29 protein-coding genes are annotated in these 23,476 nt (G+C 64.2%); 26 read left to right on the top strand and 3 right to left on the bottom strand.

Annotated features, from left to right (window positions below):
• Positions 1 to 7: 7 nt before the first annotated feature.
• Genes M2497_RS19235 through M2497_RS19215 form a run of 5 tightly spaced genes read left to right on the top strand, consistent with a single transcriptional unit; the run spans position 8 to position 4,500 of the window.
• On the top strand, positions 8 to 364 hold the full coding sequence (locus M2497_RS19235) for a hypothetical protein (protein ID WP_248482357.1): 357 nt from the start codon (positions 8 to 10) through the stop codon (positions 362 to 364).
• Positions 364 to 699 carry a type III secretion protein gene (locus tag M2497_RS19230; RefSeq protein ID WP_071493422.1) on the top strand — a complete coding sequence of 112 codons (336 nt, stop codon included), beginning with the start codon at positions 364 to 366 and terminating at the stop codon, positions 697 to 699. Before M2497_RS19235 ends, M2497_RS19230 begins: the two co-directional genes overlap by 1 nt.
• Positions 696 to 2,828, top strand: a complete 2,133-nt coding sequence (sctV, locus tag M2497_RS19225) for a type III secretion system export apparatus subunit SctV (RefSeq protein WP_248482356.1) — start codon at positions 696 to 698, stop codon at positions 2,826 to 2,828. Before M2497_RS19230 ends, sctV begins: the two co-directional genes overlap by 4 nt.
• Positions 2,825 to 4,105, top strand: a complete 1,281-nt coding sequence (locus tag M2497_RS19220) for a type II and III secretion system protein family protein (protein ID WP_248482355.1) — start codon at positions 2,825 to 2,827, stop codon at positions 4,103 to 4,105. Before sctV ends, M2497_RS19220 begins: the two co-directional genes overlap by 4 nt.
• Before the next feature lie 14 nt (positions 4,106 to 4,119).
• Positions 4,120 to 4,500, top strand: a complete 381-nt coding sequence (locus M2497_RS19215) for a hypothetical protein (RefSeq protein WP_248482354.1) — start codon at positions 4,120 to 4,122, stop codon at positions 4,498 to 4,500.
• Positions 4,501 to 4,796: 296 nt separating this feature from the next.
• Here the strand turns inward: M2497_RS19215 and M2497_RS19210 are convergent, their stop codons facing one another.
• On the bottom strand, positions 4,797 to 5,561 hold the full coding sequence (locus tag M2497_RS19210; RefSeq protein WP_248482353.1) for a tetratricopeptide repeat protein: 765 nt from the start codon (positions 5,559 to 5,561) through the stop codon (positions 4,797 to 4,799).
• Between the two features lie 48 nt (positions 5,562 to 5,609).
• On the opposite strand from M2497_RS19210, the gene M2497_RS19205 reads away from it, so the two are divergent.
• From M2497_RS19205 to M2497_RS19140, 14 genes are all read left to right on the top strand, one after another.
• Positions 5,610 to 6,173: a type III secretion protein gene (locus tag M2497_RS19205; RefSeq protein ID WP_248482351.1), complete on the top strand. Its 564-nt coding sequence runs from the start codon at positions 5,610 to 5,612 to the stop codon at positions 6,171 to 6,173.
• 12 nt (positions 6,174 to 6,185) lie between these two features.
• Complete coding sequence (locus M2497_RS19200) at positions 6,186 to 6,419, top strand: hypothetical protein (RefSeq protein WP_058425051.1); 234 nt, start codon at positions 6,186 to 6,188, stop codon at positions 6,417 to 6,419.
• Between the two features lie 9 nt (positions 6,420 to 6,428).
• Complete coding sequence (locus M2497_RS19195) at positions 6,429 to 6,863, top strand: hypothetical protein (protein ID WP_248482350.1); 435 nt, start codon at positions 6,429 to 6,431, stop codon at positions 6,861 to 6,863.
• A 4-nt stretch (positions 6,864 to 6,867) separates the two neighbouring features.
• A complete protein-coding gene (gene sctJ / locus M2497_RS19190) occupies positions 6,868 to 7,650 on the top strand; it encodes a type III secretion inner membrane ring lipoprotein SctJ (protein WP_248482349.1) in 783 nt (260 codons plus the stop codon).
• Positions 7,647 to 8,261 (top strand): type III secretion protein, encoded by a 615-nt coding sequence (locus M2497_RS19185; protein ID WP_248482348.1) that lies wholly within the window; start codon positions 7,647 to 7,649, stop codon positions 8,259 to 8,261. Before sctJ ends, M2497_RS19185 begins: the two co-directional genes overlap by 4 nt.
• The gene (locus tag M2497_RS19180) at positions 8,258 to 8,842 is read left to right on the top strand and encodes a FliH/SctL family protein (RefSeq protein WP_248482347.1); all 585 of its coding nucleotides are present in this window, start codon (positions 8,258 to 8,260) and stop codon (positions 8,840 to 8,842) included. The genes M2497_RS19185 and M2497_RS19180 overlap by 4 nt, the downstream gene beginning before the upstream one ends.
• Positions 8,839 to 10,161: a FliI/YscN family ATPase gene (locus M2497_RS19175; RefSeq protein ID WP_248482346.1), complete on the top strand. Its 1,323-nt coding sequence runs from the start codon at positions 8,839 to 8,841 to the stop codon at positions 10,159 to 10,161. The genes M2497_RS19180 and M2497_RS19175 overlap by 4 nt, the downstream gene beginning before the upstream one ends.
• 270 nt (positions 10,162 to 10,431) lie before the next feature.
• A complete protein-coding gene (locus M2497_RS19170; RefSeq protein WP_248482345.1) occupies positions 10,432 to 10,878 on the top strand; it encodes a hypothetical protein in 447 nt (148 codons plus the stop codon).
• Entirely contained in the window at positions 10,875 to 11,876 is a 1,002-nt protein-coding gene (sctQ, locus tag M2497_RS19165) for a type III secretion system cytoplasmic ring protein SctQ (protein ID WP_248482344.1), read from the top strand. The genes M2497_RS19170 and sctQ overlap by 4 nt, the downstream gene beginning before the upstream one ends.
• Positions 11,873 to 12,526, top strand: coding sequence for a type III secretion system export apparatus subunit SctR (sctR, locus tag M2497_RS19160; RefSeq protein WP_017137580.1), 654 nt, complete (start codon positions 11,873 to 11,875; stop codon positions 12,524 to 12,526). The genes sctQ and sctR overlap by 4 nt, the downstream gene beginning before the upstream one ends.
• Positions 12,527 to 12,536: 10 nt before the next feature.
• On the top strand, positions 12,537 to 12,806 hold the full coding sequence (locus tag M2497_RS19155; RefSeq protein WP_016969171.1) for a flagellar biosynthetic protein FliQ: 270 nt from the start codon (positions 12,537 to 12,539) through the stop codon (positions 12,804 to 12,806).
• Between the two features lie 6 nt (positions 12,807 to 12,812).
• Positions 12,813 to 13,625: a type III secretion system export apparatus subunit SctT gene (gene sctT, locus M2497_RS19150; RefSeq protein WP_248482342.1), complete on the top strand. Its 813-nt coding sequence runs from the start codon at positions 12,813 to 12,815 to the stop codon at positions 13,623 to 13,625.
• 3 nt (positions 13,626 to 13,628) lie between these two features.
• On the top strand, positions 13,629 to 14,675 hold the full coding sequence (locus tag M2497_RS19145; RefSeq protein ID WP_248482340.1) for an EscU/YscU/HrcU family type III secretion system export apparatus switch protein: 1,047 nt from the start codon (positions 13,629 to 13,631) through the stop codon (positions 14,673 to 14,675).
• Between the two features lie 126 nt (positions 14,676 to 14,801).
• Positions 14,802 to 15,260 carry a transposase gene (locus M2497_RS19140; RefSeq protein WP_248482338.1) on the top strand — a complete coding sequence of 153 codons (459 nt, stop codon included), beginning with the start codon at positions 14,802 to 14,804 and terminating at the stop codon, positions 15,258 to 15,260.
• A gap of 201 nt (positions 15,261 to 15,461) precedes the next feature.
• On the opposite strand, the gene M2497_RS19135 is transcribed toward M2497_RS19140, so the two are convergent.
• Positions 15,462 to 18,278, bottom strand: coding sequence for a winged helix-turn-helix domain-containing protein (locus M2497_RS19135; RefSeq protein ID WP_248482337.1), 2,817 nt, complete (start codon positions 18,276 to 18,278; stop codon positions 15,462 to 15,464).
• Positions 18,279 to 18,854: 576 nt separating this feature from the next.
• Here M2497_RS19135 and M2497_RS19130 point away from each other — a divergent pair.
• From M2497_RS19130 to M2497_RS19100, 7 genes are read left to right on the top strand one after another with little or no spacing between them, the layout of a single operon-like run.
• A complete protein-coding gene (locus tag M2497_RS19130; RefSeq protein ID WP_049712652.1) occupies positions 18,855 to 19,127 on the top strand; it encodes a DUF2282 domain-containing protein in 273 nt (90 codons plus the stop codon).
• Positions 19,124 to 19,531 (top strand): DoxX family protein, encoded by a 408-nt coding sequence (locus tag M2497_RS19125; protein ID WP_083365789.1) that lies wholly within the window; start codon positions 19,124 to 19,126, stop codon positions 19,529 to 19,531. The genes M2497_RS19130 and M2497_RS19125 overlap by 4 nt, the downstream gene beginning before the upstream one ends.
• Positions 19,532 to 19,549: 18 nt before the next feature.
• The gene (locus tag M2497_RS19120) at positions 19,550 to 20,311 is read left to right on the top strand and encodes an alpha/beta hydrolase (protein WP_248482336.1); all 762 of its coding nucleotides are present in this window, start codon (positions 19,550 to 19,552) and stop codon (positions 20,309 to 20,311) included.
• 26 nt (positions 20,312 to 20,337) lie between these two features.
• On the top strand, positions 20,338 to 20,610 hold the full coding sequence (locus M2497_RS19115) for a hypothetical protein (protein ID WP_016979675.1): 273 nt from the start codon (positions 20,338 to 20,340) through the stop codon (positions 20,608 to 20,610).
• A 54-nt stretch (positions 20,611 to 20,664) separates the two neighbouring features.
• Entirely contained in the window at positions 20,665 to 21,489 is an 825-nt protein-coding gene (locus M2497_RS19110; protein WP_248482335.1) for a DUF692 domain-containing protein, read from the top strand.
• Positions 21,486 to 22,235 (top strand): DNA-binding domain-containing protein, encoded by a 750-nt coding sequence (locus tag M2497_RS19105; protein WP_248482334.1) that lies wholly within the window; start codon positions 21,486 to 21,488, stop codon positions 22,233 to 22,235. Before M2497_RS19110 ends, M2497_RS19105 begins: the two co-directional genes overlap by 4 nt.
• Positions 22,228 to 22,680 (top strand): alpha/beta hydrolase, encoded by a 453-nt coding sequence (locus M2497_RS19100; RefSeq protein ID WP_248482333.1) that lies wholly within the window; start codon positions 22,228 to 22,230, stop codon positions 22,678 to 22,680. The genes M2497_RS19105 and M2497_RS19100 overlap by 8 nt, the downstream gene beginning before the upstream one ends.
• On the opposite strand, the gene M2497_RS19095 is transcribed toward M2497_RS19100, so the two are convergent.
• A complete protein-coding gene (locus M2497_RS19095) occupies positions 22,681 to 23,406 on the bottom strand; it encodes a carbonic anhydrase (protein WP_248482332.1) in 726 nt (241 codons plus the stop codon).
• Positions 23,407 to 23,476 lie beyond the last annotated feature (70 nt).

Genomic DNA, 23,476 nt, shown 5'->3' with positions numbered 1-23,476 from the left:
CCCTGGGATGAAAGTCGAACCCCGCCCGTTGATCCCCAGTGACGTACGCAGCGCCCCGGTCGAAGCCGTGCGCCCGGTCAATTCGCGCCAGGCCACCGCTTTCGAAGCGGTGCTCAAGACCCGCAAGACCCAGACTCGCCGCTCCCTGCGCAGTGACCTCGAAGAACTCACCAGCGCCGCCGGCGTCGACTCGCTGCTGTTCGGCAGCGCCCGTTCCCTGGAGCTGCTGGAGCATGTGATGGAACACATCCTGCCCAGCCTGGACACCGAGCCACACATCAAGCAACTGGCCGTCGAGCTGATCGGTGAAGAAATCGAGATGCGCCGCACCCTCGCACAGCAACGCTCGGAGGTACATGCCTGATGGCTCGCGATAACGACGACGCCGTGCAACTGCTCAAGGGCATCGGCGAGCTGTACCGGCGCAATGGCCAGTCCCAACGCGCCCTGGTGATGCTGCTGATCGCGGTCAACGTCGCTCCCGATGACGGCGCGTTGCTGCGCTCGCTGGTGCTGGCCTTCACCGACAGCGGCGACGCGACTCGCGCCCTCGGCGCCCTCGACCGTCTGGTGGCGCTGGAAGGCGAGTCCGCCAGCCTGTTGCTGCTGCGCGCCCGCGCCTTGTGGTACGGCGAACGCAAGGACGACGCGCGCCAGTGCTTCAAACGCTACCTGGCCGCACGCAGGGCCGGCGCATGAGTGCACTCAACCGCCTGAACAACCTGGCGCGCCTGGCTGCGCAGCGTACCGACGTGATCATCGTCGCGTTCATGCTGATGGCGATTGTGATGATGATCATCCCGCTGCCCACCTACCTGGTGGACGCGCTGATCGGCCTCAATATCGCCCTGAGCATCCTGATCCTGATCGTGGCGTTCTACATCGGCCATTCGGTGGAGTTCTCCGCGCTTCCGCCGCTGATCCTGCTCAGCACGCTGTTTCGCCTGTCGCTGTCGATCACCACCACGCGCTTGATCCTGCTGCACGGCGATGCCGGGCATATCGTCAAGGCCTTCGGCGACTTTGTGATCGCCGGGCAAGTGGTGGTGGGCATGGTGGTGTTCCTGATCATCACCGTGGCGCAGTTCGTGGTGATCACCAAGGGCGCCGAGCGCGTAGCGGAAGTGGCCGCGCGCTTCACCCTGGACGCGATGCCGGGCAAGCAGATGAGCATCGACAACGACTTGCGCAACGGCGATATCGACCAGGCCGAAGCCCGGCGCCGGCGTTCACGCCTGGAGCGCGAAAGCCAGATGTTCGGCGCGATGGACGGCGCCATGAAATTCGTGAAGGGCGATGCCATCGCCGGCCTGGTGATCCTGGCGGTCAACCTGCTGGGCGGCATGCTGATCGGCATGATCGAGCGCGACATGCCGTTCGGCGTCGCGGTGCACACCTACTCGTTGCTCACCGTGGGCGACGGCCTGATCGCACAGATCCCGGCGCTGCTGATTTCGGTGGCGGCGGGCACCGTGGTCACCCGTGTCAACAGCGACGGTGAAGCGGGGGACCTGGGCAGCGAGATCATCAAGCAACTGGGCGCCAGCTACCGTGCACTGGGGTTGACCGCGTTGATCATGATCGGCGTGAGCCTGTTGCCGGGGTTTCCGACCTGGGTGTTCCTCGGCTTGTCCCTGGTGTTCGGCGGTGCGGCGTTCATGATGTATCGCCGGCATCACCGCCAGCCGGAACTTGAAGTGTTGGTCGAGACGCCGGAGCCGGTGGTCGAAGTCCAGGCCGAACTGGATGACAACCTGCTGCCCGACGCCCGCGTGCTGCTGACCATCGGCAGCGGCGTGTCCCAAAGCGCGCCGCGCCAACTGCTGCGCCAACGCGTCGAAGCGCTGTGCCACGACTTGCGCACCGAACTCGGCGTCGACGTACCGGTACCAGGCATCTACATGGAGGCCAAGGCTACACCGGGCAGTTTCCGCGTGTCCCTGGAAGGCGTGCCGGTCAGCGAAGGCGAGTTGCCGATCAACTGCCTGCTGGTGCAGGACGACCCGGTGCACGTGCAGTTGCTCGACCTCGCCACGGTGCAGGCCGACTCGCCGCTCACGGGCCGCAACGCCCACTGGGTCGAGCGCCAGCACGAAGACACGTTGCGCAACGCCGGCATCGGTTTCCTGCTGCCCGACGAGGTGTTGCGCGGTGTGCTGGAACGTAGCCTGCGCCGCTACGCTGCCGACTTCCTCGGCATCCAGGAAACCCGTCTGCTGTTGGAGCGCACCGAGGCCACCTACGGCGAACTGGTCAAGGAAGCCCTGCGCCTGGTGCCGTTGCAACGGGTCGCAGAAACCCTGCGTTTGCTGGTCGGCGAAGGTGTATCGATCCGCAACCAGCGCGCCTTGCTCGAAGCCATGGTGGAGTGGGGCGCCCGTGAAACCGATGCCGGGCGCCTGGCCGAACACCTGCGCGCCGCGTTGGCCCGGCAGATCAGCCATCAGTACGCCGACCGCAACCGGGTGATCGGTGCGCTGGTGCTGGCGCCGGGCCTGGAAGACCAGTTGCGCGGCGCCCTGCGTCGCCAGGAACCGCAGCGCGAGTTGATCCCCGAGGACGTCAGCCGCGCCTTGCTCACCCAACTGCGCCAGGCCTGCGAGCACACCCGCGAGGTCAACAGCGCGGTGTTGCTGGTGCACCCGGAACTGCGCCGCAGCCTGCGTCGCCTGGTGGTGCGCGGCGAGCTGGAACTGGCGGTGCTGTCGTTCCGCGAGCTGGCCACCGAGTACAACTTGCAAGCGCTGGTGACCATCAGCCTGACCGAGATTTCCAATCGCCGCGCGCCTGCCGCGGCTTCCGTCACTGCCCTGGCGTCTGCCTCATGATGCGTTTTTGTGTGTTGTTGCTGAGTGTTTTTTCGTGCGTGAGCCAGGCTCAGGAAATCGCCGCCGGCGCCGGTGGCTCTATCGCCCTGGCCTCGGGTGAAGGGCGCATCCTGCATTTTGTCGCTCCCGTGGACACGGTGCTGGTGGCCGAACCGAATGTGGCCGACTTGCAGGTGGTGTCACCGGGCACGATCTACATCTTCGGCAAGGCGCCGGGCAACACCAGCCTGATCGCCCTCGGCAGTGACGGTAAGCAACTGGCGAGCCTGAGTCTGGCCGTCAGCAGCGCCAGCCAGGCGGTGACGGCGCCGATGCAGGCATTGCATCCCGGCAACGCTGCGCAGATCAGCGGTGCCGGTAACCGTCTGATCGCCAAAGGCACCGTAGGCTCGGTGGCGGAAGCCACAGACCTGAACGCGCTGCTCAATCCCCAGGGGCAGGGTTTCCAGAGCGCGATCAACACCACTGAATATGCAGGCTCCGCCCAGGTGAACCTGCGGGTGCGCTTTGCCGAGGTGTCGCGTTCGGAGTTGCTGCACTACGGCGTGAACTGGAATGCGATGTTCAACAACGGCACGTTCTCGTTCGGCCTGATCACCGGTGGCCCGTTGGCAGCAGCGTCGGCGGGGGGCCTGGCCGCTGCAGGCGCAGGCTCCGGCAATGTGAATATCGACGGCATGCTCGACGCCTTGCAGGCCAGCGGCGTGCTGCAGATTCTCGCCGAGCCGAACATCACCGCCATGACCGGCCAGACCGCCAGCTTCCTCGCCGGTGGCGAAGTGGCGATACCGGTGCCGGTCAACCGCGACCTGGTGGGCATCGAATACAAGTCGTTCGGCGTGTCGCTGCTCTTCAACCCGACCTTGCTGCCCAACGGCCGCATCGCCCTGCAAGTGCGCCCGGAAGTCAGCCAGGTGGTCAGCGGCGGCACCGTGGATTTCGGCAATTTCCATGTGCCGTCCTTCAGCGTGCGTCGCGCCGATACCCGGGTGGAAGTCGGCAGCGGGCAGACCTTCGCCATCGCCGGCCTGTTCCAGCGCCAAAGCAGCCAGGACATCGAGAAACTGCCACTGCTGGGCGACCTGCCGATCCTCGGCAACCTGTTCCGCTCCAAGCGCTTCCAGCGCAATGAAACCGAACTGGTGATCCTGATTACGCCGTACCTGGTGGAGCCGGTGCGCGGTCGCACCCTCGCCACGCCCCTCGACGCACCACCGGCTACCGCAGCGGCCACCGGACCGCGCAGCGGCGGGGCGTTCGGTTTCTACATGAATTGATCAAGGGGCCTGCCATGACTGTTTTACGTGTGTTGCTGCTGTTGCCCCTGGCGCTGATGGGTTGCCAGACCCACCTGGCGCCGACGTATTACTCGTCCGAATACCGCGCCGATGGCTTGCCGACCCAGTGCCAGCAACCCCCGGCGACGGACACCGTCGGGTTGGGTGAGGATTTCAAACCGACGTTGGCGCTTGGCTGTGCGAACAATTTGAACCTGATGCAAATGGTCGAGCGCAAGCAGGACCTGACCCAAGGCCGCGCCACCGGCCCGGCCATGGCCGCGCCCGTAGGCCGCGCTGCCCAGGTGTACATCGAAGGGTTCGACCGCGAGCAATTGCAGCGTCGCAAGGACCAGCAGGAAGCCAAGGCTGATGCGGCAGGGGGCAAGCAATGACCTGTGTTCCTTGCTGTGGCGAGCGGGCTTGCTGTGGGGAGCAGGCCTATACTGGTGAGCGGGCCTGTTGTGGCGAGCGGGCTTCCTGTGGTGAGCGGGCTTGCCCCGCGTTGGGCTGCGAAGCAGCCCCAAAACCAGGCGCTGAGAACTGTCTGTTGGAATGCGGTGAATTTGACAGGGGCCGCTTCGCGCCCCAACGCGGGGCAAGCCTGCTCACCACAGGAAGCCTGCTCATCACAGGAAGCCTGCTCACCACAACAGGCCTGCTCGCCACAGAAAAGTCATCTGCAGCAGATTCAGCGCGGATCCACCAACCCCAACTCCCGAGCCTGCGCCACGGGATCACTGATCGCCCTGATCCGCTTGGCTTCATCCACCAACCGCGCCCGCTCGGCTGCGGGAATATCGTCCAACGGCAGCGCAGCGACGCGGCCTTCGTACCCCGCCAATACCATCACCAACAACTCATTGCGCTGATGCCGCGCCAATGCGCGGGGCGACTGGGCGACCGGGGCGATGGTGTCCAGCGCCTGCTGCGACTGCCCGCCCAGCGCATACGCCAGGGCCAGGTTGCAGCGGTTGTCGAGGTCGTCGGGCTTGAGGCTCAGGCTCTTGGCGAACGCGCTTTGCGCCGCAGCCGCCTGGCCATTGAGGATCTGCGCGACACCCAGGCGGGTGTAGGCCACCGGCAAGCCGCTGATCTCGGCCGCCTGGCCCAGGGCGGTGGCGGCGCGCTGGGTCTTGCCCACTTGCAATTGCGCGGTGCCCAGGCCGAGCAGGGCCTCGGCATTGCGCGCATCGAACCCCAGGGCCTGCTGGAACGCCCGCTCGGCGCCCGCCGCATCCTTGGCGTCGAGCCTGGCCTGGCCGAGCTTGAGCCACAGCTCGATACCCGCGCCGGGTTGCTGCGCCGCCCGCTCGTACAGCGCTGCCGCACTGGCGTAGTCGCCGCGCTTGCTCAGGTCGTTGGCCAGTTGCAGGGACTTGTCGGCATCGGTCGATGGCTGGTGGGCGCAGGCGGCCAACAGAAGGGTACTGGCGAGCAGAAATCTAGCGGTCATCGTCACAACTCGTCTGGCGAAGGCGGAGGCCATGTAAGCATATTTTTGATGGCTGTCCTATGCCTGTTCAGCGCCAGTTTCGCCCACGCTGCCGAAGAACCTGCCTGGTTCTCCCAGCCGTACGCCTACGTACTGGTGGACCAGGATGTACGCAGTGCCCTGGAAGAATTCGGGCATAACCTCGATGTGCCGCTGGTGCTCTCCGACAAGGTCCGCGGCAAGGCTCGCAGCACGATTCGCGCGGCCACCGCCGGGGAGTTCCTGCAAACCCTGTGCAGCACCAACGGCCTCACCTGGTACTTCGACGGCAACCTCTTGTACCTCAACGCCAGCGATGAAATCAGCACCAAGCTCTTCAAGGCCAACGCCCTGGACCTCGACCAGTTGCAGGCCTACCTCAACAACCTCGATGTGTTCGGCCAGCAGTTGTCGATGCGCAACGGCCCCGAGGGCGATGAAGTGTTCGTGTCCGGACCACCGCCGTACCTGGCGCTGGTGCAGCAGCATGTGGATCACCTGCAACCCAAGGTCGCCGCCGCCCCGGTGGCGCGCGAGCGCGGGGTGCGGGTGTTCCGTGGCGCGCAAGTCAGTACCGAAACCCCAACCCAGTAAAGGAGCAGCACCATGTCCGTAACGGCCGTAGACAGCAATCCCACCCCTGGTGGCGCCAGCCCTGAAGCCAAGTTCAATGCGGCGGTGGAAAACGCCAAGACCGCCGATAAACCTAACGAGCCCACCGACGCCGAACTCACCGATTCGTTCATCACCCAGGCGGTCACCTATGGCGGCCAGTTCATCATCATGCCGAAGATGCAGGAACTGCTGAACGACGCCATGTCCGATGACGACGAAGAGTAGGAAACCCCTATGACTATCAGTCTCGCTGCCGGTGCTTCGGCGTTGCCGCCGTCTGCCGGCGCGGGGCCCGCCGGGGCCTCGCAGAACCTGTTCGAGCACATGGCCAACACCGCCAAGGGCATGCCCGAAGGCGCCAGCCCGCACCAGATCGGCTCGGGCCTGATGGAGCGCATGAACAGTTTCATCGACCGTACGCGGGCTTTCTCCGAACGGGCCGACCTGCTCACCAACAATCCTTCGGCACCGCCGCCGGCCCAGGCAGAAGTCCGCACCGCCAGTGCTTCGCCCCAGGGTGAACCGGGGAAAAAAGTCGGCGAGCAACAGGTCGACCAGATCGTCCACTCCCTGGGCAAGATGTTCGATTACTCCATCGAAACCCAGATGGTGGTGCGCGGTGCGACACAGATTTCCGGTTCCGCCAACACGCTGCTCAAGGGTCAATAACCGTATGCCAAGCCCAAACCGCACCTTGCGCCTGTTGCTGATCGGCCTGCTCGCCAGCCTGTTGCAGGCGTGCAACACCGACCTCTACACCAACCTCAGCGAGCGCGACGCCAACGCCATGGTCGCGGTACTGCTGCGCGGTGGCGTCCCGGCCGAACGCAAGGCCCAGGACAACGGCCAGCTCAAGGTGGTGGTGGATGAGTCACGCTTTGCCGAAGCCATGATCCTGCTCGACAACGCTGGCCTGCCGCAGCAGAGCTTTTCCAATATGGGTGAGGTGTTCAAGGGCAATGGCCTGGTGTCGTCGCCGGTGCAGGAGCGGGCGCAGATGATCTATGCGCTCAGCGAAGAGCTGTCGCACTCGGTGTCGCAGATCGACGGCATCGTCGCCGCCCGCGTGCACGTGGTGCTGCCGGACAATGACCTGCTCAAGCGCGTGATTTCACCATCGTCGGCCTCGGTGCTGGTGCGTTACGACCCGGACACCGATATCAATACGCTGATCCCGCAGATCAAGACGCTGGTCGCCAACGGCATCTCCGGGTTGAGTTACGACGGCGTTTCGGTGACCGCGATCAAGGCCGCCGTCGCCATCAGTCAGAACCCGGCGCAGCCGCGCCTGGCGCGCTTCATGGGCCTGTGGCTGCTGGAAGACAACCTGGCCCAGGCGCGGCTGATGTTCGGCGCCTTGTTGCTGATCGCACTCGGTGCGGTGGGTGTGCTCGCCCGTCAGCAGTGGGCACGTCGTCAGTCCCAGGCGTTGTATGTGCTCAAGGAGGGTGAATGAGTTTGTTCGAACGCTGGCAGGGGCTGATTGCCGAGCCGCTGCGGTTTGTGCGCGGGCCGAGCCTGGGTGCATGTTTTGCCGATGAATTGCCAGACGCCGTGCTGCAGGCGATGCAGGGCCAGCCACGCTTTCGCCAGCGCCTGGAGCAGTTGCTGGTCAGCCAGTATCAACTGGCGCCCATGGCGCAATTGACCACGCCAATGGCGGCAGACTTGGCGGTGCTGTTGCTGTCGCCGACACAGTTTGCCCGCTTGCCAAGGTTGTGCGGCGCCATCTGGCATGCCCCGACCCTGAGCCGCGAGATCCGTCGCGAAGTGGTCAATGAATTGCGCGAAGGCCTGGGCGCTGAAGTCTTCGTGAGCGCCCTGGCCTTGCGCCAACTCGGTGGCGCGGCGGATCTGCTGCGCGAGCCGGCCGAGTTGGTCGACGCCATCGACCGCGATGGCCAAGGTTGCGTCGCGGCCTGGTTGCACGCCCAGCATGCCGACTGGCAGGGCTGGCTGCGTTTGCGCTTTGCCTTCCCCCAGGGCCACAGCGCCCGTGTGCCACGCGACCTGGAAATCGTCCAGGCCGCCGCCGCGTGCCTGCTGGCCGAGGAGATCACGCCATGACTGAATTGCCAAGCCGCCCCACCGCCCGCATCCTGCGCGCCGATGAAGTCGGGCTATGGAGCGATGGTTTTGCCTTCCTGCAGGCGGCCAAGGCGCAGGCCGAGCAGATCCGCGCCGACAGCGAGCAATGGCTGAGCAGCGCCCGCGCAGAGGGCTTTGAAAGTGCCCGGCAAGCGGGCGCCGAACAGGTGGCGCAACTGCTGCTTGCTACCCAAGCCCAGGTGCAGCATTACTTGAGCGGCCTGGAAGCGTCCCTGGCCGACCTGGCCCTGGGTATCGTGCGCGAAGTGCTGGGTGAGTTGGATACGGCCGACCGCGTGGTGCGCAGTACCCGCCAGGCGTTGAGCGCGTTTCGCCAGGACCAGGCCCTGACCCTGTGGGTGCCTCCGGCGGACGTAGATGCCTTGCGCCAACGCCTCAAGCTGGAGGGGCTGGCGATTGCAGTGGATGCGGATGAGCAGCTGAGCGCCGGCCAGGCCCGCCTGAACAGCCCGGCCGGCTCTGTGGAACTGGGCCTTGAAGCCCAATTGCAGAACCTGCGTCGCAGCCTGTTGCCCTTCGCCGAAGAGGGCGTGGCATGAACCTGGGACACCTGCTGCCACGCCTCACCGAACGCCTGGCCCAGGCGCGCCCGCGACCCATGCACGGCACCGTGCTGAGTATTCGCGGTGTTTTGCTGCGCGCCAGCGTGGCCGGGGCGAGCATCGGTGAACTGTGCCAGCTGCGCGACCCCGGCAGCGCGCGCAGCCTGAGCGCCGAGGTGATCGGTTTTGACGGCGACGAAGCCATCCTGTCGCCCATCGGCTCCATGGAAGGCCTGTCCACGCGCACCCAAATCACCGCCACCGGCGAAACCCTGGGCGTGGCGGTCGGGGATGCGCAGCTCGGCCGGGTCATCAGCCCCATGGGCGATTTCCTCGACGGCGACGGCATCCCGCCGACCGTGGCCTTGCAGCATTACCCGCTGCACGCTGAACCGCCGGCACCGTTTTCGCGGCAGCTGATCGTGCGCTCCATGGCATTGGGCATTCGCTCCATCGATGGCCTGCTGACCCTGGCCCAGGGCCAACGCATGGGCATCTTCGGTGAGCCCGGTGTGGGCAAGTCGTCGCTGCTCGCCAGCATCATCCGCAACAGTGAAGCCGATGTGATCGTGATCGGCCTGATCGGCGAGCGTGGCCGGGAAGTGCGCGAATTGCTCGATGTGCAGCTTGACGCCCAGGCGCGTGCGCGCACGGTGGCGGTGGTTGCCACGTCGGATCGTCCGGCCGCCGAGCGGGTGCGTGCGGCGTTTGTCGCCACCACCCTGGCCGAGTACCACCGCGACCAGGGTCGCAACGTATTGCTGTTGATGGACAGCCTCACACGTTTCGCCCGTGCCCAGCGCGAGATCGGCCTAGCCGTGGGCGAGCCGCCGACCCGGCGCGGTTATCCGCCGTCGTTCTTCTCGGCCTTGCCGCGTTTGCTGGAACGCGCCGGCCCCGGCCCCAGCGGCAGCATTACCGCGCTGTACACCGTGCTGACCGAGGGTGATGCCGCCAGTGATCCGGTGGCCGAAGAGGCCCGTTCGATCCTCGACGGGCATATCGCGTTGAGTGCCGAGTTGGCCCAGCGCAACTACTTTCCGGCGGTGGATGTGTTGCGCAGTCGCAGCCGTTTGATGGAGCAGGTCGCCGGTGAAGAACACAAGCGACTGGCCATGCGCATGCGTGAATTGATGGCGCGGTATGGCGAGATCGAAATGCTGATCCGCGTGGGGGAGTACTCCGCCGGCAGCGATCCCCTGGCCGATGAAGCGATCAACCGCCACGCCGCTATCGAAGCCTTCCTGCGTCAGAACGCGGATGAGCCGAGCAACCTGGAACAAACCCTGAACCGCATGCGCCAGGTGTTGGCATGAACCGACTTGTGGTGGTGAGCAGGCCTGTTGTAGTCAGCGGGCTTGCTGTGGTGAGCGGGCCTGTTGTGCTGGGTAGGCCTGTTGTGGTGAGCGGGCTTGCCCCGCGTTGGGCTGCGCAGCAGCCCCAAAACCAGGCGCTGAGTTTTATCTGGAAGAGCCTGGTGAGTTTACAAGGGGCTGCTCCGCACCCCAACGCAGGACAAGCCTGCTCGCCACAACAAGCAGGCTCACCACCGATGTGTGTATCGGCATGAACATGGAGACAGCCCAATGAAAACCGAACAACTACGTACCCTGCAAACCCTGCGGGTGTTGCGCGAACAACGCGCCGCCAGCCAACTGGCCGCGCAGCAGCAACGCTGCGAGCAGACCCACGGTGTGCTGACCGACGCCAAGGAGCAATTGCGCCTGCACCGTGAGGCGATTGCCGAGGAGGCGCGGCTGGTTTATGCGTCCTTGACCGAAGGCCTGTCGGTCGCCAGTTGGCAGGCCGCCCAGGATCGCTTGCGCGGCCTGTCGGATGACCAGCAGCAACTGGAAAACGATGTGAGCCACGTCTCCATCACCTTGGAAAGCCAGGAGCGCGAACGCGATCTGTTCCGTCAGGAGAGACTGAGTCGCCAGCGTCAGTCCGACGCCTGGCAAAGCCTGCTCGAAGGCCGCGAAAGCGATGAGCGTCGCGTTGGCGAGTTGCGTGATGAGGGCACCGGCACATGATCGCAGCCCTTGCCGACCCGCTGTCGCCGTGGCTGACCCACTACGACCCGGCATTGCTGGCCCTGCACAACCAACTGCATCGCCGTCGCCGCCCCTGGCAGGGCCGTTGCGCTGGGCAGGACCTGCGCGTGAGCTGGGCCGCCGCAGTGCACAGCCTTGATGCGCCGCGTGACGTGTTGCTGTCGCTGGGCCGTGCCCCGGTGCGCCTGCGTCTGTCTGCTGCGGCGCTGGAGCAACTGACGCTGCCGCTGGCGCTGCCGTTCGATGTGCAGCCGTTGCCTGCGCTGCCGCGCGCGTTGTTGCTGGAGCTGGCGCTGCTCGACCTGATCGAAGCCTTGGAACCGTTGCTCGGTCACCCGGTGCAGGTGCTCGAAGCCGCTGATGAGCAGGGCGTGTTTGCCCTGCGGTTGGCGCTGGAATTGACCTTCGGCAACCAACCCGCCATGAGCGCCCAGCTGGACCTGAGCGAAAGCGCCGCGGTGCTGGTTGCGCAGTTGCTGGCGCAATACGCCGAGGTCGAACCCGACCCCTTGCCAGGCCTGTGCCAGACCCTGGCGGTGGTGGCGGGGCGCCAGTGGCTGAGCCTCGGCGAACTGCGCAGCCTGCGCCCAGGCGATGTGCTGATGCTGGAACAAGGTCCGGGCCTTGTGCTCGACCTCGACGGCCGCCTGCAGGCGCGCTGCCAATACCAGGGCGAAGTCCTGCGCTTGCAGGAAGCCTTGCAAGCCCCCTTTGTGGAACCGGAGAACCCCATGACCGATGTTGATGCCGCCGTTGCGCTGGATGACCTGCCGTTGAAACTGGTGTGCCAGGTGGGCAGCCTGGAACTGACCCTGGCGCAATTGCGTGAACTGGGCGCCGGCAGCCTGTTGCAGCTCAACACGCCGGGCGTGGACAGCGTCGACCTGATGGTCAACGGCCGCCGCGTCGGCCAGGGCCAACTGGTGAAAATCGGTGACGGCCTGGGTGTGCGCCTGCTGAGTTTTGCCACCCCATGACCGGCTATCAGCCGAACCTGATCGAGATCATCCTGGTCGTTGCGACGATCGGGCTGATCCCGCTGGCGGTGGTGACGCTCACCGGGTTCATGAAGATCTCGGTGGTGCTGTTCCTGATCCGCAACGCCCTTGGCGTGCAACAGACACCGCCGAACCTGGTGCTGTACGGCATCGCGTTGATCCTGTCGGTGTACGTGACCACCCCGTTGATTGGCGACATGTACCGACAGGTGGAGGGGCGCGACCTCAACATCGAGCATGTGGAGCAACTCAAGGATCTGGGCGATGCATTGCGTCCGCCGTTGCAAGCGCACCTCAAGCGCTTCGCGAATGAGTCCGAACGCGGTTTTTTCGTGCAGGCTACTGAGACCATCTGGTCGCCTGAGGCACGCGCCGATTTGCGTGACGACGACCTGGTGGTGCTGATCCCGGCGTTCGTCAGCTCGGAACTGACCCGCGCCTTCGAGATCGGCTTTTTGCTCTATATCCCGTTCCTGGTGGTGGACTTGTTGGTGTCCAACGTGCTGATGGCCATGGGCATGTCGATGGTCTCGCCGAACCTGATTTCCATTCCGCTGAAGATCTTTTTATTCGTGTCACTGAGCGGCTGGTCGCGCTTGATGCACGGTTTGATTCTGAGTTACGGCTGAGGCACGACCCATGGGCCAGGACGTATTCCTGTCATTGATGAAACAGGCGCTGATGACGGTGCTGATGCTCTCCGCGCCGGCGCTGGGGGTGGCGATTATCGTGGGGTTGAGCGTGGGCCTGTTCCAGGCGCTGACGCAGATCCAGGACCAGACGTTGCCCCAGGTGGTGAAGCTGGTGGCGGTGTTGCTGACTATCGTGTTCCTGGGGCCGGTACTCGCCGGGCAGGTGGCGGAACTCGGCGGCCAGGTGCTGGACAATTTCCCGATGTGGACGCGCTGACCGCCCATGGATGCCAGCCTGACCGCGCAGTTCCTCGAAGTCGCCTACCCGGTGATCAGCTCCGCGTCGCTTGCCGCTTGCCGGGCCATGGGCGTGGTGGTGATCACCCCGGCGTTCAACCGCCTGGGCCTCACCGGCATGATTCGCGGCTGCGTGGCCGTGGCGATTTCCATCCCGATGTTTTTCCCGGTGTTCGACGCGCTGACCTCGATGCCGGAGCACGGCAGCGTGTTTATCGCCGGGTTGCTGATCAAGGAGTTCCTGATCGGCATTTTGATCGGCCTGCTGTTCGGCATTCCGTTCTGGGCCGCCGAGGTGGCGGGGGAGTTGATCGACCTGCAACGCGGCTCGACCATGGCGCAATTGGTGGACCCGTTGTCGTCCGGGGAGTCCAGCGTGATGGCGACCTTGCTCACGGTGATGCTGATCACGCTGTTCTTCATGTCCGGCGGTTTCATCCTGATGGTCGACGGCTATTACCACAGCTACCAGCTGTGGCCGGTCACCTCGTTCACGCCGGTGTTTGCCAGCTCGGCGCTGCTGGCGGTGTTGTCGATCCTTGACCAGATCATGCGCGTCGGTGTGCTGATGGTCTCGCCGTTGTTGATCGCACTGCTGGTGACCGACTTGATGCTCGCCTACCTGTCGCGCATGGCGCCGAACCTGCATATTTTCGACCTGTCGTTGCCGGTGAAAAACCTGTTTTTCACGATTCTGATGGTGATCTACATCGGCTTCCTGATCCCGCTGATGCTTGACCAACTGGCGGAGTTTCGCGGCACCGTCGAACTGCTCAAGACCCTGGCTGGAATGGAGTAGACCATGGCCGATACCAGCGAAGAAAAATCCCAGCCGGCCACGGACAAGAAGCTCCAGGACGCACGCAAGAAAGGCCAGGTCGCCAAGAGCCAGGACTTGGTGTCGGGCATGGTTATCCTGTTCTGCACGCTGTGCATTTCGATTCTGGCGCCACGGGCCAAGGCCCAGGTCACCGCGTTGATCGACCTCACCGCGCAAATCTATATCGAACCGTTCGCCACCGTATGGCCCCGGGTGCTCGACCATGCCGAGCAACTGGTGATCGGCATCACGTTGCCGGTGATGGCGGTGACCACCGGAGTGGTGATCCTGACCAACATCATCACCATGCGCGGGTTTGTGTTCTCCACGGACCCGATCAAACCCGAGTTCAAGCGCATCAACCCGGCGGAGGGCATGAAGAAGATCTTTGCCCTGCGCAACCTGGTGGAGTTCATCAAGGGCCTGATCAAGGTGCAGGTGCTGGCAATCGCGTTCTACGTGGTCGGCAAGCATGCGTTGCAGGCGCTGATGGAGTCCTCGCGTTGCGGTGCCGAGTGCATGCAGTCGACGTTTTTCCTGGTGCTCAAGCCGCTGGTGTTCACCGTGCTGTGTGCGTTCATCCTGGTGGGCGGCGTGGACGTGATGATGCAACGCTGGCTGTTCGGCCGCGACATGAAGATGACGCGCAGCGAGACCAAGCGCGAACGCAAGGACATCGACGGCGACCCGCTGATCAAAAGCGAGCGCCGCCGCCAGCGCAACGAGATGCAGGCACTGGCGACCAAGCTGGGTCTGGGCCGTGCGTCCATGATGATCGGCACCACCGACGGCTGGGTGATTGGCGTGCGCTATGTGCGCGGGGAAACCCCGGTGCCGGTGATCGTGTGCCGGGCTTCGCCGGAGGAGGCGTTATTGATGCTGCAGGAGGCCTATGACCTGGGGATTCCCCATGCGCCGGACAGGGTCCTGGCCGCTGAGATCGCGCGCAAGACCGTCCCCGGTGATCCGGTGCCGGATGCGTCGTTCCAGGCCGTGGCGGACTGGCTGGTGGCCGCTCGCCTTATCTGACCCTCAGCTACCAGAGGGAGGCTGTTCAAGGACATTGGGATACATCCAGTCACCAAGTAACACTGGCTCACCTTAAATCAGTCGCTAGCGTTAATGCTCTTAAGGACTTCTCCAGGAGTAATGGATATGCGCCTAGCACCTCAATCCCATCGCCTGCGCCACGGGCGTTATTCGGAACACGGCCGTAGCTACCTCATCACCATCGTCGTTCACAACCGCCAACGTCTATTTACTGATTTGTTCCTTGGGCGCCTGTTGGTTGCCGAATTCCGGAATGCCCACGAATTGGGCCTGGTCGAGTCCCTGGCTTGGGTCATCATGCCTGACCATATCCACTGGCTATTCGATCTGAAGCAAAAGACCCTGGCCGATGTAATGCGGCGTATCAAGTCGCGCAGCACACTGACCATCAATCGTCGTCGCCGAAGCAAAGAACGTGTCTGGCAGCCCGGATATCACGATAGGGCGGTACGTGAGGAAGATGATATTCGCAAGATGGCCCGCTACATCATCGCCAACCCATTGCGGGCTGGGTTGGTTGAGCGGGTAGGCGATTACCCGCTGTGGGATGCTGTTTGGCTCTGATGGGTTTCTGGGTGTGGTTTGTGGTTGTGCTTGTGGTGAGCGGGCTTGCCCCGCGCTGGGCTGCGAAGCGGCCCTAAACCAGGCGACCTGTTTCTGACTGGAGATATGCGGTGACTGGATTGGGGCCGCTTCGCAGCCCAGCGCGGGGCAAGCCCGCTCACCACAGGAAGCCCGCTCATCACAGGAAGTCTGCTCGCCACTTTATCGGTGCTGGAATCGCGGCAGGGAGGCGATGCGCAGCTTGGGTTCTTGCAACCGCGCCAGGTCGGTTGCGATTTGCGCGCGCCAAAAATGCGCGCCCGCCAACTGCGCGTCGACCCAGGCCTGGCGCAGCAGTACGGTGGCCTTGTCCACCGAGCCATAGTGCGCCTGGCGCAAGGTCAGTTGTGCCTTGATCCGCAGCATTTGCGGCACGAACCAGCGTTCATGGCGGCCCAGGGCCAATTGCAGGGTGTCTTCCAGCACTTCCAGGGCGAGTTTTTCCAGGCCCAGGCGCGCCAGGCCCAGGGCGTATTCACAGCGCAGCAGGCTGTAGAGCTGGCTGTCGCCCTGGCCTTGCAGGTGGTGCAAGGCTTCGCCCAGTTGCGGCACGCCGGTTTCCGGCGCGCCTTCGCGGATCAGCAGGATACTTTCGAAACACAGGCGAAATTGCCGCCAAATGTGCAGGTCCTGGCCGGTGGTGCTGTCTTGCAACAGGCCCAGGTAATAGCGCACTTTCGGCAGGTTGGACGCCAGCAGGGCCAGGGGTATGGCGCCCAGGCACAGGGTGTACCAGAGGGTCGCGGGGTGTTCGAGGGAGATGGCTTCGTCGACGCAGTTGCCGATCAGGCGCAGCGCCGGGTCGACGTCGCCTTCAAGCAGCTGCACCTTGGCCTTGAGGCAACGGGCGGCGATGCGTTGGTCGAAGTGCAGGTCGATGATGTGCGAGCGCGGTGCCGACGGCGAGCCCAGGGCTTCATCGATGTTCTGCCGTGCACCCATCAGGTCGCCCATGTGGAACAGCGCCACGGCGCGCATGCGTTTGCCGAGCAATTGTTGGCTGCCGCTGCTGTTCAGCGCGATATAGCGCTCGGCAAGTTCCAGGGCTTCGGTGTACTGGTTGCAGCCGCAACGGTCGGTCCACAGGCCCCACAGGGCGCGCAGCTTGTGCTCGGCATCGCCGAGGTCGCGGGCGTCTTCGCACACCTGGCGCCAGGCTTCGCGCATCGGGCCGCCGGTGCCGTAGGTGAGCATCAGCACACTGGCCAGGGCGGTCTGCAACAACATGCGCTGGCGCAAGGGCAGCGGGACGAGGGCGTCGCTGGCCAGGCCTCTATCGACCCAACTGCGGCACTCGCTGACCAGCGACACCCGTAGCCACAACGGCACGCCGCCCAAGGTCAACTCGATGCCCAGGGGCAGGTCGCCGGTGGGCGAGTAAGCCCATTCGAGGGCGGCCCGAATGGTGTTGATCTCCGCAGCGTAGAGGGCAAGCCAGGTGCCCGGCGACAGGCCATCCAGGGTTCGCCCGGCTTCGCGCAACATACCGAGGGCATAGCGCGCGTGACGTTGGCAGGTGGCGCGGGTTTCGCCCTGTTCGTTGAGTTTTTCCAAGGCGTAGGCGCGGGTGGTTTCCAGCAGGCGGTAGCGCTTGGGCACGGTGGATTCGCTGGCGATCAGCAGCGACTTGTCCATCAGGCTTTCGAGCAAGGGCAGGGCGTTGCGCGGGGCCAGGCGGCTGCTGGTAGTCATCGCCTTGACGGCCTCCAGGGTGAAGGAACCGGTGAACACCGCGAGCTGGCGCAGCATGGCCTGTTCGTCGTCACTGAGCATGGCGTAGGTCCAGTCCAGGGTCGCGCTCAGGGAACGGTGCCGGGCGAGGGCGGTACGCCGGCCGGTCATTTGCAGGCGGAAACTGCCGTCGAGCAGACCCACCAGGTCCTGGACGCCAAAGGTGCGCACACGAGCGGCGGCGATTTCGATCGCCAGCGCGTTGCTGTCGAGTTTGCGGCAGATCGCACTGACGGCCGCGACGTCGGCGTCGTGGAACACAAAACTCGGGTCGAGGGCGCGGACGCGTTCCACAAACAGACGCACGCCGGACCAGGCCAGGGCTTGCTGGGCGCTGAGGTGGGCGTGTGCGTCGGGCACCTCCAGCGGCGCCAGGTCGTGCACCCGTTCGCCGTGTGCACGTAGCGGTTCGCGGCTGGTGGTCAGCACACAGCATTGCGGGGCGCCGCGCAGCAGGGTTTCCCCCGCGTCGGCGGTGGCCGGCAGTACGTGTTCGCAATTGTCGAGCACCAGCAGCAAGCGGCGGTTGGCCAGGCTGGCGACCACACAGTGCAGTGGGTCTGCGCTGACGGTCTGGATACCCAATGCGCTGGCGAGCATGCCAGCCACCCATTGGCCGCTGGTGGCTGGGGCCAGGTCGACAAAGCACGTGCCCAGGTTGAGTTCACCGGCCAGGCGCTGCGCCACGGCCATGGCCACGGTGGTCTTGCCGATACCGCCGGGGCCGGTGAGGGTGACGAAGCGCTGGCTCATGAGCTGGTCCGCCAGGCTGGCGATCAAGGCGTCACGGCCGATCACCTCCGCCGTCGGCGTCGGCGGGTTGGGCTCATCCACGCGTCCATAAGGCACGGGCAGGTGCTCTTCAGCGGCTGCCTGTACGGTGACGGGGGCGACAAAACGATAGCCGCGGCCAGGCACGGTGACGATATAACTGAAGTGGCCATCGTCACCCAGGGCCCGACGCAGTGCGACGATCTGTGCGCGCAGGTTGCATTCTTCCACCACCACCTTGGGCCAGGCGAAGGCGATCAGTTCGGCCTTCTCCAGCAGTTCCCCCGCACGGGTCACCAGGGCAATCAACAGGTAGAGGGCGCGACTGCCCAGGGTGACCGGTTCGCCGTTGCGCAACAACACATGTTGCTTGGCCAGTAATAGAAAGGGGCCAAAGCCCAGGGTGCTGTCGGGGGTGGCCGGCGCGGGGTGGTCTGCGTCCAGGAAGGACACTGCGTGGTTCTTGCTCGAGCTCATCAAATCGTCCTTTTTATAGTCGGGCTTGTTATCGGCGTTCAGGCCGTTCGCCCTTTTTGGGGTACAGATGTGCAGCAGCAGTCTTGGAAAGTTGATGTCGATCAAAAGGTCGGAGAGGCCGCCCTCCTTTGGGGCGTAGTCGTTTTTATGGTGTGTCGCAGGTATTGCTTCAGGGGATGAGACTGTCTCAGAGCTGAAACATTTTATTACCAGAAATACGAATAAAGCAGAATGTATGCCAGTTGGCATGTAACAAACATGACAACAACCGCATGAAATTTATGGTGATTTTTGTGGTCGTCGAAGACACGAAAAAGCCTTCGTTCGGAAAGGCGAATATTTCTAATTGTGTCGTTCGGGATGCCGAATACAGCGCCGGGGTTTTGGCACTGTTTTATTGACTGTGTATCGAACTGTATCCCTGCACCATTCTGATACACCCGCATGACGTTCTATCGCGTTCGCGACACAGAGCGGATACACGCCTGGCTTTAACTCTGCTCACCAGTTGGCGCAGGCGGTCACCGACCCCCAAGGCGCCCTGGCCACACTCAGTCAAGCCAGGAGACTCATCCTATGAAGCGTCCTTACGCAGCCCTCGCGGCAACCCTTGCGCTGTCCCTCAGTGCCTTCGCGGCCGTGGCCCACGCCGACGAGCCCAAGCCCCAGGAAAAATGCTTTGGCGTGTCCCTCGCCGGTGCCAACGACTGCGCCGCCGGCAAAGGCACCTCGTGTGCCGGCACCGCCACCACCGACTACCAGGGCAATGCCTGGGTGCTGGTGGACAAAGGCACCTGCACCCAGATCAAGACCCCTAAAGGCTTCGGCAGCCTCACGGAGCAGCCGTGATCCAGCGCCTGCTGCCCGAAGCCCTGCTGTTGCTGGTGGCCCGGGTGGGGATCGCGGCGGTGTTCTTTCTGTCGGGGCGCACCAAGGTCACCGGTTTTCTTGAACTCAAGCCGTCGACCTACACGCTGTTCCGCTCGGAGTACGCCTTGCCGCTGATCCCGCCGGAGTGGGCGGCGCACCTGGCGACCTACGCCGAGCACCTGTTCCCGCTGTTGCTGGTGCTGGGTCTGCTGACCCGTCCGGCCGCCGCCGCGCTGCTGGGCATGACCCTGGTGATCGAGGTGTTTGTGTACCCCGATGCCTGGCCGGTGCACCTGACCTGGGCAGGCCTGTTGTTGCCGCTGCTGGCTTACGGCGGTGGGGCCTGGTCCCTGGACCGCCTGATCCTGGGCAAACGTTCTTAACTTTGATGGAGATTTCCAATGCGTGTGCTTTCTACCCTGGCCATTGCCATGGCCTTGACTGTTCCGATGCTGGCCCAGGCCGCCGATGCCCCGCAGCCCGGCACTGGTAAAAGCGTGGTGATCGTGCCCGGTTCGTTTGTCGACGGCTCCGGCTGGCGTGTGGTGCACGACATCCTGATTCACAAGGGCTACAAGGTCACGGTGGTGCACCAGGGCCACGAGAACCTGGCCGCCGACGTGGCCGAGGCGCGCGAAGTGCTGGAGCAGCAAGTCGGCCCGGTGGTGCTGGTGGGACACAGTTCCGCTGGCGCGGTGATCTCGATTGCCGGCGACCGCGACAAGGTCAAGTCGCTGGTCTACGTGTCGGCGCTGCAACCGGAAGTGGGCGAGAACATGGCCCAGTTGATCGGCTCGATGCCGGCGCCCAGTGATGACATCAAGCAGAGCCGCGACGGTCATCTGTTCTTCGACCGCGCCAAGTTCAATGCCGACTTTGCCGCCGACCTGACCACCAACCGCACCGACTTCATGGCCGCCTCCCAGGTCCCCGCGACCGCCGCCCTGTTCGGCGGCACCGTGTGGGCCGCGGCCTGGCACAAAAAGCCGAGCTACGCGGTGGTCTCCACCGAAGACCGTGCCCTGAGCCCCGACCTGCAGCGCTGGATGTACAAGCGTGCCGGTTCCAAGGTCACCGAAATCAAGGCCAGCCACTCGGTGTACATCTCCCAGCCCGAGGCTGTGGCGAAGGTCATCGAAGACGCTGCGTCCGTTATCAAGTAATTCACCCCAACCCTGGAGAAACACCCATGAACACTGCACTCAAGTCCCGTCTGAGCCTCGCTGCCGCTGCTGCCCTGATCGCCATGGCGTCGGCCTCATTCGCCACCGCCGCCAGCGCCGCCGACCAGCAGGAAAAACCCGGCCGCTGCTACGGCGTCAACACCTGCAAAGGCACCAGCCTGTGTGCCACCGCCAAGAACGACTGCAAGGGCCTCAACAGCTGCAAGGGCGAAGGCGTGATCGTCAAGACCCCGTCCGAGTGCCTCAAGGCCGGTGGCACCTTGACCGAACCGAAGTAATCCATCCGGCGGGCCCTGTGTGGGCTCGCCACTTATTCGTTGCGGAGATCCGTCATGTCGACATCCAACCCTCACTTTTCAGGCTACGGCCTGGGGCTGCGCAAGGAGCATTACTGCGACTTTCTGGAGACCTCGGTGCCCGTGGACTTCGTCGAAGTGATCTCCGAAAACTTCATGGTCGCGGGCGGCCAGCCCCGGCACATCCTGCGCCAGGTGCGCGAGCGCTACCCGGTGGCACTGCATGGCGTGTCCCTGTCCATCGGCACCGCCGAAGGGCTGGACACCGATTACCTGCGGCGCCTCAAGTCGCTGGTGGATGAAATTGAACCGCTGTTTGTCTCCGACCACCTGAGTTGGTCACGCAGTGGCCGTTTCAATGCTCATGACTTGTTGCCGGTGCCCTACACCGAGGAAGCACTGGACCGGGTCTGCGCCAATATCCATCAGGCCCAGGACGTGCTGGGCCGTACGATGCTGTTCGAAAATCCGTCGAGTTACCTGGCGTTCGAGGGTGCCGCCATGACCGAGTGGGAGTTCATCACGGCCATGGCCCGGCGCACTGGCTGTGAGCTGCTGCTGGACGTCAACAATGTGTTTGTCAGCGCGAGCAATCACGGTTTCGACGCCCTGGCGTTTCTCGATGGCATCCCCGCCGAGCGAGTACGCCAGGTGCACCTGGCCGGCCACAGCCAGGGCCGTGACATCTTGATCGACAGCCATGACAGCCCGGTGTGCACCGGCGTCTGGGAACTGTACGCCCAGGCCATGACCCGGCTGGGGCCGGTGGCGACCATGATCGAGCGCGATGATGAGATCCCGCCGCTCGCCGAGCTGCTTCAGGAACTGTCGATGGCCCGGACGTTGGGGGTAGCGCGATGAACCTGGCGCAACTTCAGCAGGCTTTTCGTAGCTGGCTGGTGACCGCGTCGGATGAATCCGCAGAGTTGCTGGGCAGCAATCACACCGGTCTGGCGGTGTACCAGAACAACTACCGCGCCCAGTTGGTGGGCTGCCTCGAACAGGCTTTCCCCACCCTGCGCCGTTGGCTTGGAGAGGAAGCGTTCCTGGCCGCGAGCATTACGCACATCGACAACCATCCGCCCCATGCCTGGACCCTGGACGCGTACCCCGAGGGGTTCTACACCACCTTGAAGGAGGTGTTCCCGCGCAATCCGGATGTGCATGAGTTGGCGTGGATCGAGTCGGCCCTGAATGAAGCCTTTGTCGCCGCTGACGCGCAACCGCTGGCCCTGGAAGCGCTGGCCGAGCTGGACTGGGACACCGCGGTAGTGCAGCTCACACCGTCGTTGCGTTGCCACGACTTGACCACCAATGCCGAGGCCATCTGGTCGGCGCTGTGGCAGGAAACGCCCGCGCCGCAAGCGATGATGCTGGAGCAGGCGGGCGGTTTGCTGGTGTGGCGGCGGCAATTCACCTCGCGGCTGCGTCAGATGGATGCGCTGGAGCTTCAGGCGGTGCAGCACGTACAGGCTGACGGCAGTTTCGCCGGGCTGTGTGAATTGCTGGTGCAGCGCCTGGGGGAAGAGGCCGGCGTCATGCAGGCGGGTGAATACCTGGCCGCTTGGCTGGGCAGTGAATTGATCGTGGGGGTGAGTGATGTTTGATCGGCGTGGTTTTCTACTGCTGGCGTCGGTGGTGATCGCCGCCCCTGCGTTTGCGCTGCAACAGGTGAGCACGGATGAAGGGGAGGTCCGTTATGAGCAGTTCGGGCCGGAGGAGGGCCGCGCGATTATCTTGTTGGCGGCGGATGTGAGCGTGTTTGCGGCGGTCAGCGGGCCGCTGGCGGCGCAAGGTTTCCGGGTGATCGTGCCGTACCTGCGCGAGGCCGATGACGCCACGCTCGGCCAGGATGTGCTGGAACTGATGAACGCGCTGCATATCCCCGAGGCGGTGCTGGCCGGTGTGGAGCAGGGCGCACGCGTGGCGACGCACACGGCGACCCTGAAACCGACACGCTGCGTGGGGCTGGTCACGCTCAACACGCTGCCCCAGGCGGGTTTTGCCGAGGCGGTAGGGGTGATGGCGAAGACTGGGCACTGGCGCACCTGATCACGCCAGGAACTCCACGTTGCCACTGCGCAGTCGGTAAGTGCCGCCGACAATGCTGAGTTTTCCTTGGGCAAGGGCGTCGGCCAGCACGCTTGATTCGCCCTTGAGCCGTGCCACGGTGTCCCGGACATTTTGCGCAATGGCGTTGTCGAGCAGGTTGCCGGGCGCTTTCAGCACTTTGTTCACGGAAGGCTTGATCGCATCCGCCAGGCTCTGGATTTTACCGGGGAAGGTCACGTTGTCTTTGACCGCCTTGACCCCAGCCGAAATGGCGCCGCAGCTGTCATGCCCCAACACCAGGATCAATGGCGTCCCCAGCATCGCAACGGCGTATTCGAGGCTGGCGAGCCCGTTTTCCGTCACGAAGTTGCCGGCTACGCGTACGCAAAACAGTTCGCCCAGGCCGGTATCGAAGATGTATTCGGGCGCAATCCTTGAGTCGGCGCAAGCGAGTACTGCCGCGAACGGATGCTGGCCGCTGACCAAGGCCTCGCGCTCCACCATCAGGTCGCGGCGCTTTGTCACGTCGGCGGCGTAGCGGCTGTTACCCTCCATCAACCGCGCCAACGCCTGCTGCGGGTCGATAGTGCGGGTTGGCGTGTCGGCCACGTGAGCCGAGGCGATTGGCAACTGACCTGCCAGAAGCACAGCCCCGGCGCTGGTGGCCGCCAGGCGCAGAAAATGCCGGCGTGCATCGCAATACGCGGTTTTACGATCGTTGTCCATCAGTGAGTTTCTCGTAAGGGCAGAGGAACGTCACCCTCGCAAAAATTGCAGCGGGACAATGTAGGAGGTC

It is taken from the genome of Pseudomonas sp. CYM-20-01, from assembly GCF_023169845.1.
Classification (GTDB): domain Bacteria; phylum Pseudomonadota; class Gammaproteobacteria; order Pseudomonadales; family Pseudomonadaceae; genus Aquipseudomonas; species Aquipseudomonas azotoformans.
Note: the sequence above shows the minus strand (reverse complement) of the source record. Positions and strands in the feature narration are given on the sequence as shown.

Bases quoted from the DNA above. Each gene is read 5' to 3' on its own strand.
- M2497_RS19235 (WP_248482357.1), top strand. From the start codon at position 8: ATGAAAGTCGAACCCCGCCCGTTGATCCCCAGTGACGTACGCAGCGCC.
- M2497_RS19230 (WP_071493422.1), top strand. From the start codon at position 364: ATGGCTCGCGATAACGACGACGCCGTGCAACTGCTCAAGGGCATCGGC.
- sctV (WP_248482356.1), top strand. From the start codon at position 696: ATGAGTGCACTCAACCGCCTGAACAACCTGGCGCGCCTGGCTGCGCAG.
- M2497_RS19220 (WP_248482355.1), top strand. From the start codon at position 2,825: ATGATGCGTTTTTGTGTGTTGTTGCTGAGTGTTTTTTCGTGCGTGAGC.
- M2497_RS19215 (WP_248482354.1), top strand. From the start codon at position 4,120: ATGACTGTTTTACGTGTGTTGCTGCTGTTGCCCCTGGCGCTGATGGGT.
- M2497_RS19210 (WP_248482353.1), bottom strand. From the start codon at position 5,561: ATGACCGCTAGATTTCTGCTCGCCAGTACCCTTCTGTTGGCCGCCTGC.
- M2497_RS19205 (WP_248482351.1), top strand. From the start codon at position 5,610: ATGGCTGTCCTATGCCTGTTCAGCGCCAGTTTCGCCCACGCTGCCGAA.
- M2497_RS19200 (WP_058425051.1), top strand. From the start codon at position 6,186: ATGTCCGTAACGGCCGTAGACAGCAATCCCACCCCTGGTGGCGCCAGC.
- M2497_RS19195 (WP_248482350.1), top strand. From the start codon at position 6,429: ATGACTATCAGTCTCGCTGCCGGTGCTTCGGCGTTGCCGCCGTCTGCC.
- sctJ (WP_248482349.1), top strand. From the start codon at position 6,868: ATGCCAAGCCCAAACCGCACCTTGCGCCTGTTGCTGATCGGCCTGCTC.
- M2497_RS19185 (WP_248482348.1), top strand. From the start codon at position 7,647: ATGAGTTTGTTCGAACGCTGGCAGGGGCTGATTGCCGAGCCGCTGCGG.
- M2497_RS19180 (WP_248482347.1), top strand. From the start codon at position 8,258: ATGACTGAATTGCCAAGCCGCCCCACCGCCCGCATCCTGCGCGCCGAT.
- M2497_RS19175 (WP_248482346.1), top strand. From the start codon at position 8,839: ATGAACCTGGGACACCTGCTGCCACGCCTCACCGAACGCCTGGCCCAG.
- M2497_RS19170 (WP_248482345.1), top strand. From the start codon at position 10,432: ATGAAAACCGAACAACTACGTACCCTGCAAACCCTGCGGGTGTTGCGC.
- sctQ (WP_248482344.1), top strand. From the start codon at position 10,875: ATGATCGCAGCCCTTGCCGACCCGCTGTCGCCGTGGCTGACCCACTAC.
- sctR (WP_017137580.1), top strand. From the start codon at position 11,873: ATGACCGGCTATCAGCCGAACCTGATCGAGATCATCCTGGTCGTTGCG.
- M2497_RS19155 (WP_016969171.1), top strand. From the start codon at position 12,537: ATGGGCCAGGACGTATTCCTGTCATTGATGAAACAGGCGCTGATGACG.
- sctT (WP_248482342.1), top strand. From the start codon at position 12,813: ATGGATGCCAGCCTGACCGCGCAGTTCCTCGAAGTCGCCTACCCGGTG.
- M2497_RS19145 (WP_248482340.1), top strand. From the start codon at position 13,629: ATGGCCGATACCAGCGAAGAAAAATCCCAGCCGGCCACGGACAAGAAG.
- M2497_RS19140 (WP_248482338.1), top strand. From the start codon at position 14,802: ATGCGCCTAGCACCTCAATCCCATCGCCTGCGCCACGGGCGTTATTCG.
- M2497_RS19135 (WP_248482337.1), bottom strand. From the start codon at position 18,278: ATGAGCTCGAGCAAGAACCACGCAGTGTCCTTCCTGGACGCAGACCAC.
- M2497_RS19130 (WP_049712652.1), top strand. From the start codon at position 18,855: ATGAAGCGTCCTTACGCAGCCCTCGCGGCAACCCTTGCGCTGTCCCTC.
- M2497_RS19120 (WP_248482336.1), top strand. From the start codon at position 19,550: ATGCGTGTGCTTTCTACCCTGGCCATTGCCATGGCCTTGACTGTTCCG.
- M2497_RS19115 (WP_016979675.1), top strand. From the start codon at position 20,338: ATGAACACTGCACTCAAGTCCCGTCTGAGCCTCGCTGCCGCTGCTGCC.
- M2497_RS19110 (WP_248482335.1), top strand. From the start codon at position 20,665: ATGTCGACATCCAACCCTCACTTTTCAGGCTACGGCCTGGGGCTGCGC.
- M2497_RS19105 (WP_248482334.1), top strand. From the start codon at position 21,486: ATGAACCTGGCGCAACTTCAGCAGGCTTTTCGTAGCTGGCTGGTGACC.
- M2497_RS19100 (WP_248482333.1), top strand. From the start codon at position 22,228: ATGTTTGATCGGCGTGGTTTTCTACTGCTGGCGTCGGTGGTGATCGCC.
- M2497_RS19095 (WP_248482332.1), bottom strand. From the start codon at position 23,406: ATGGACAACGATCGTAAAACCGCGTATTGCGATGCACGCCGGCATTTT.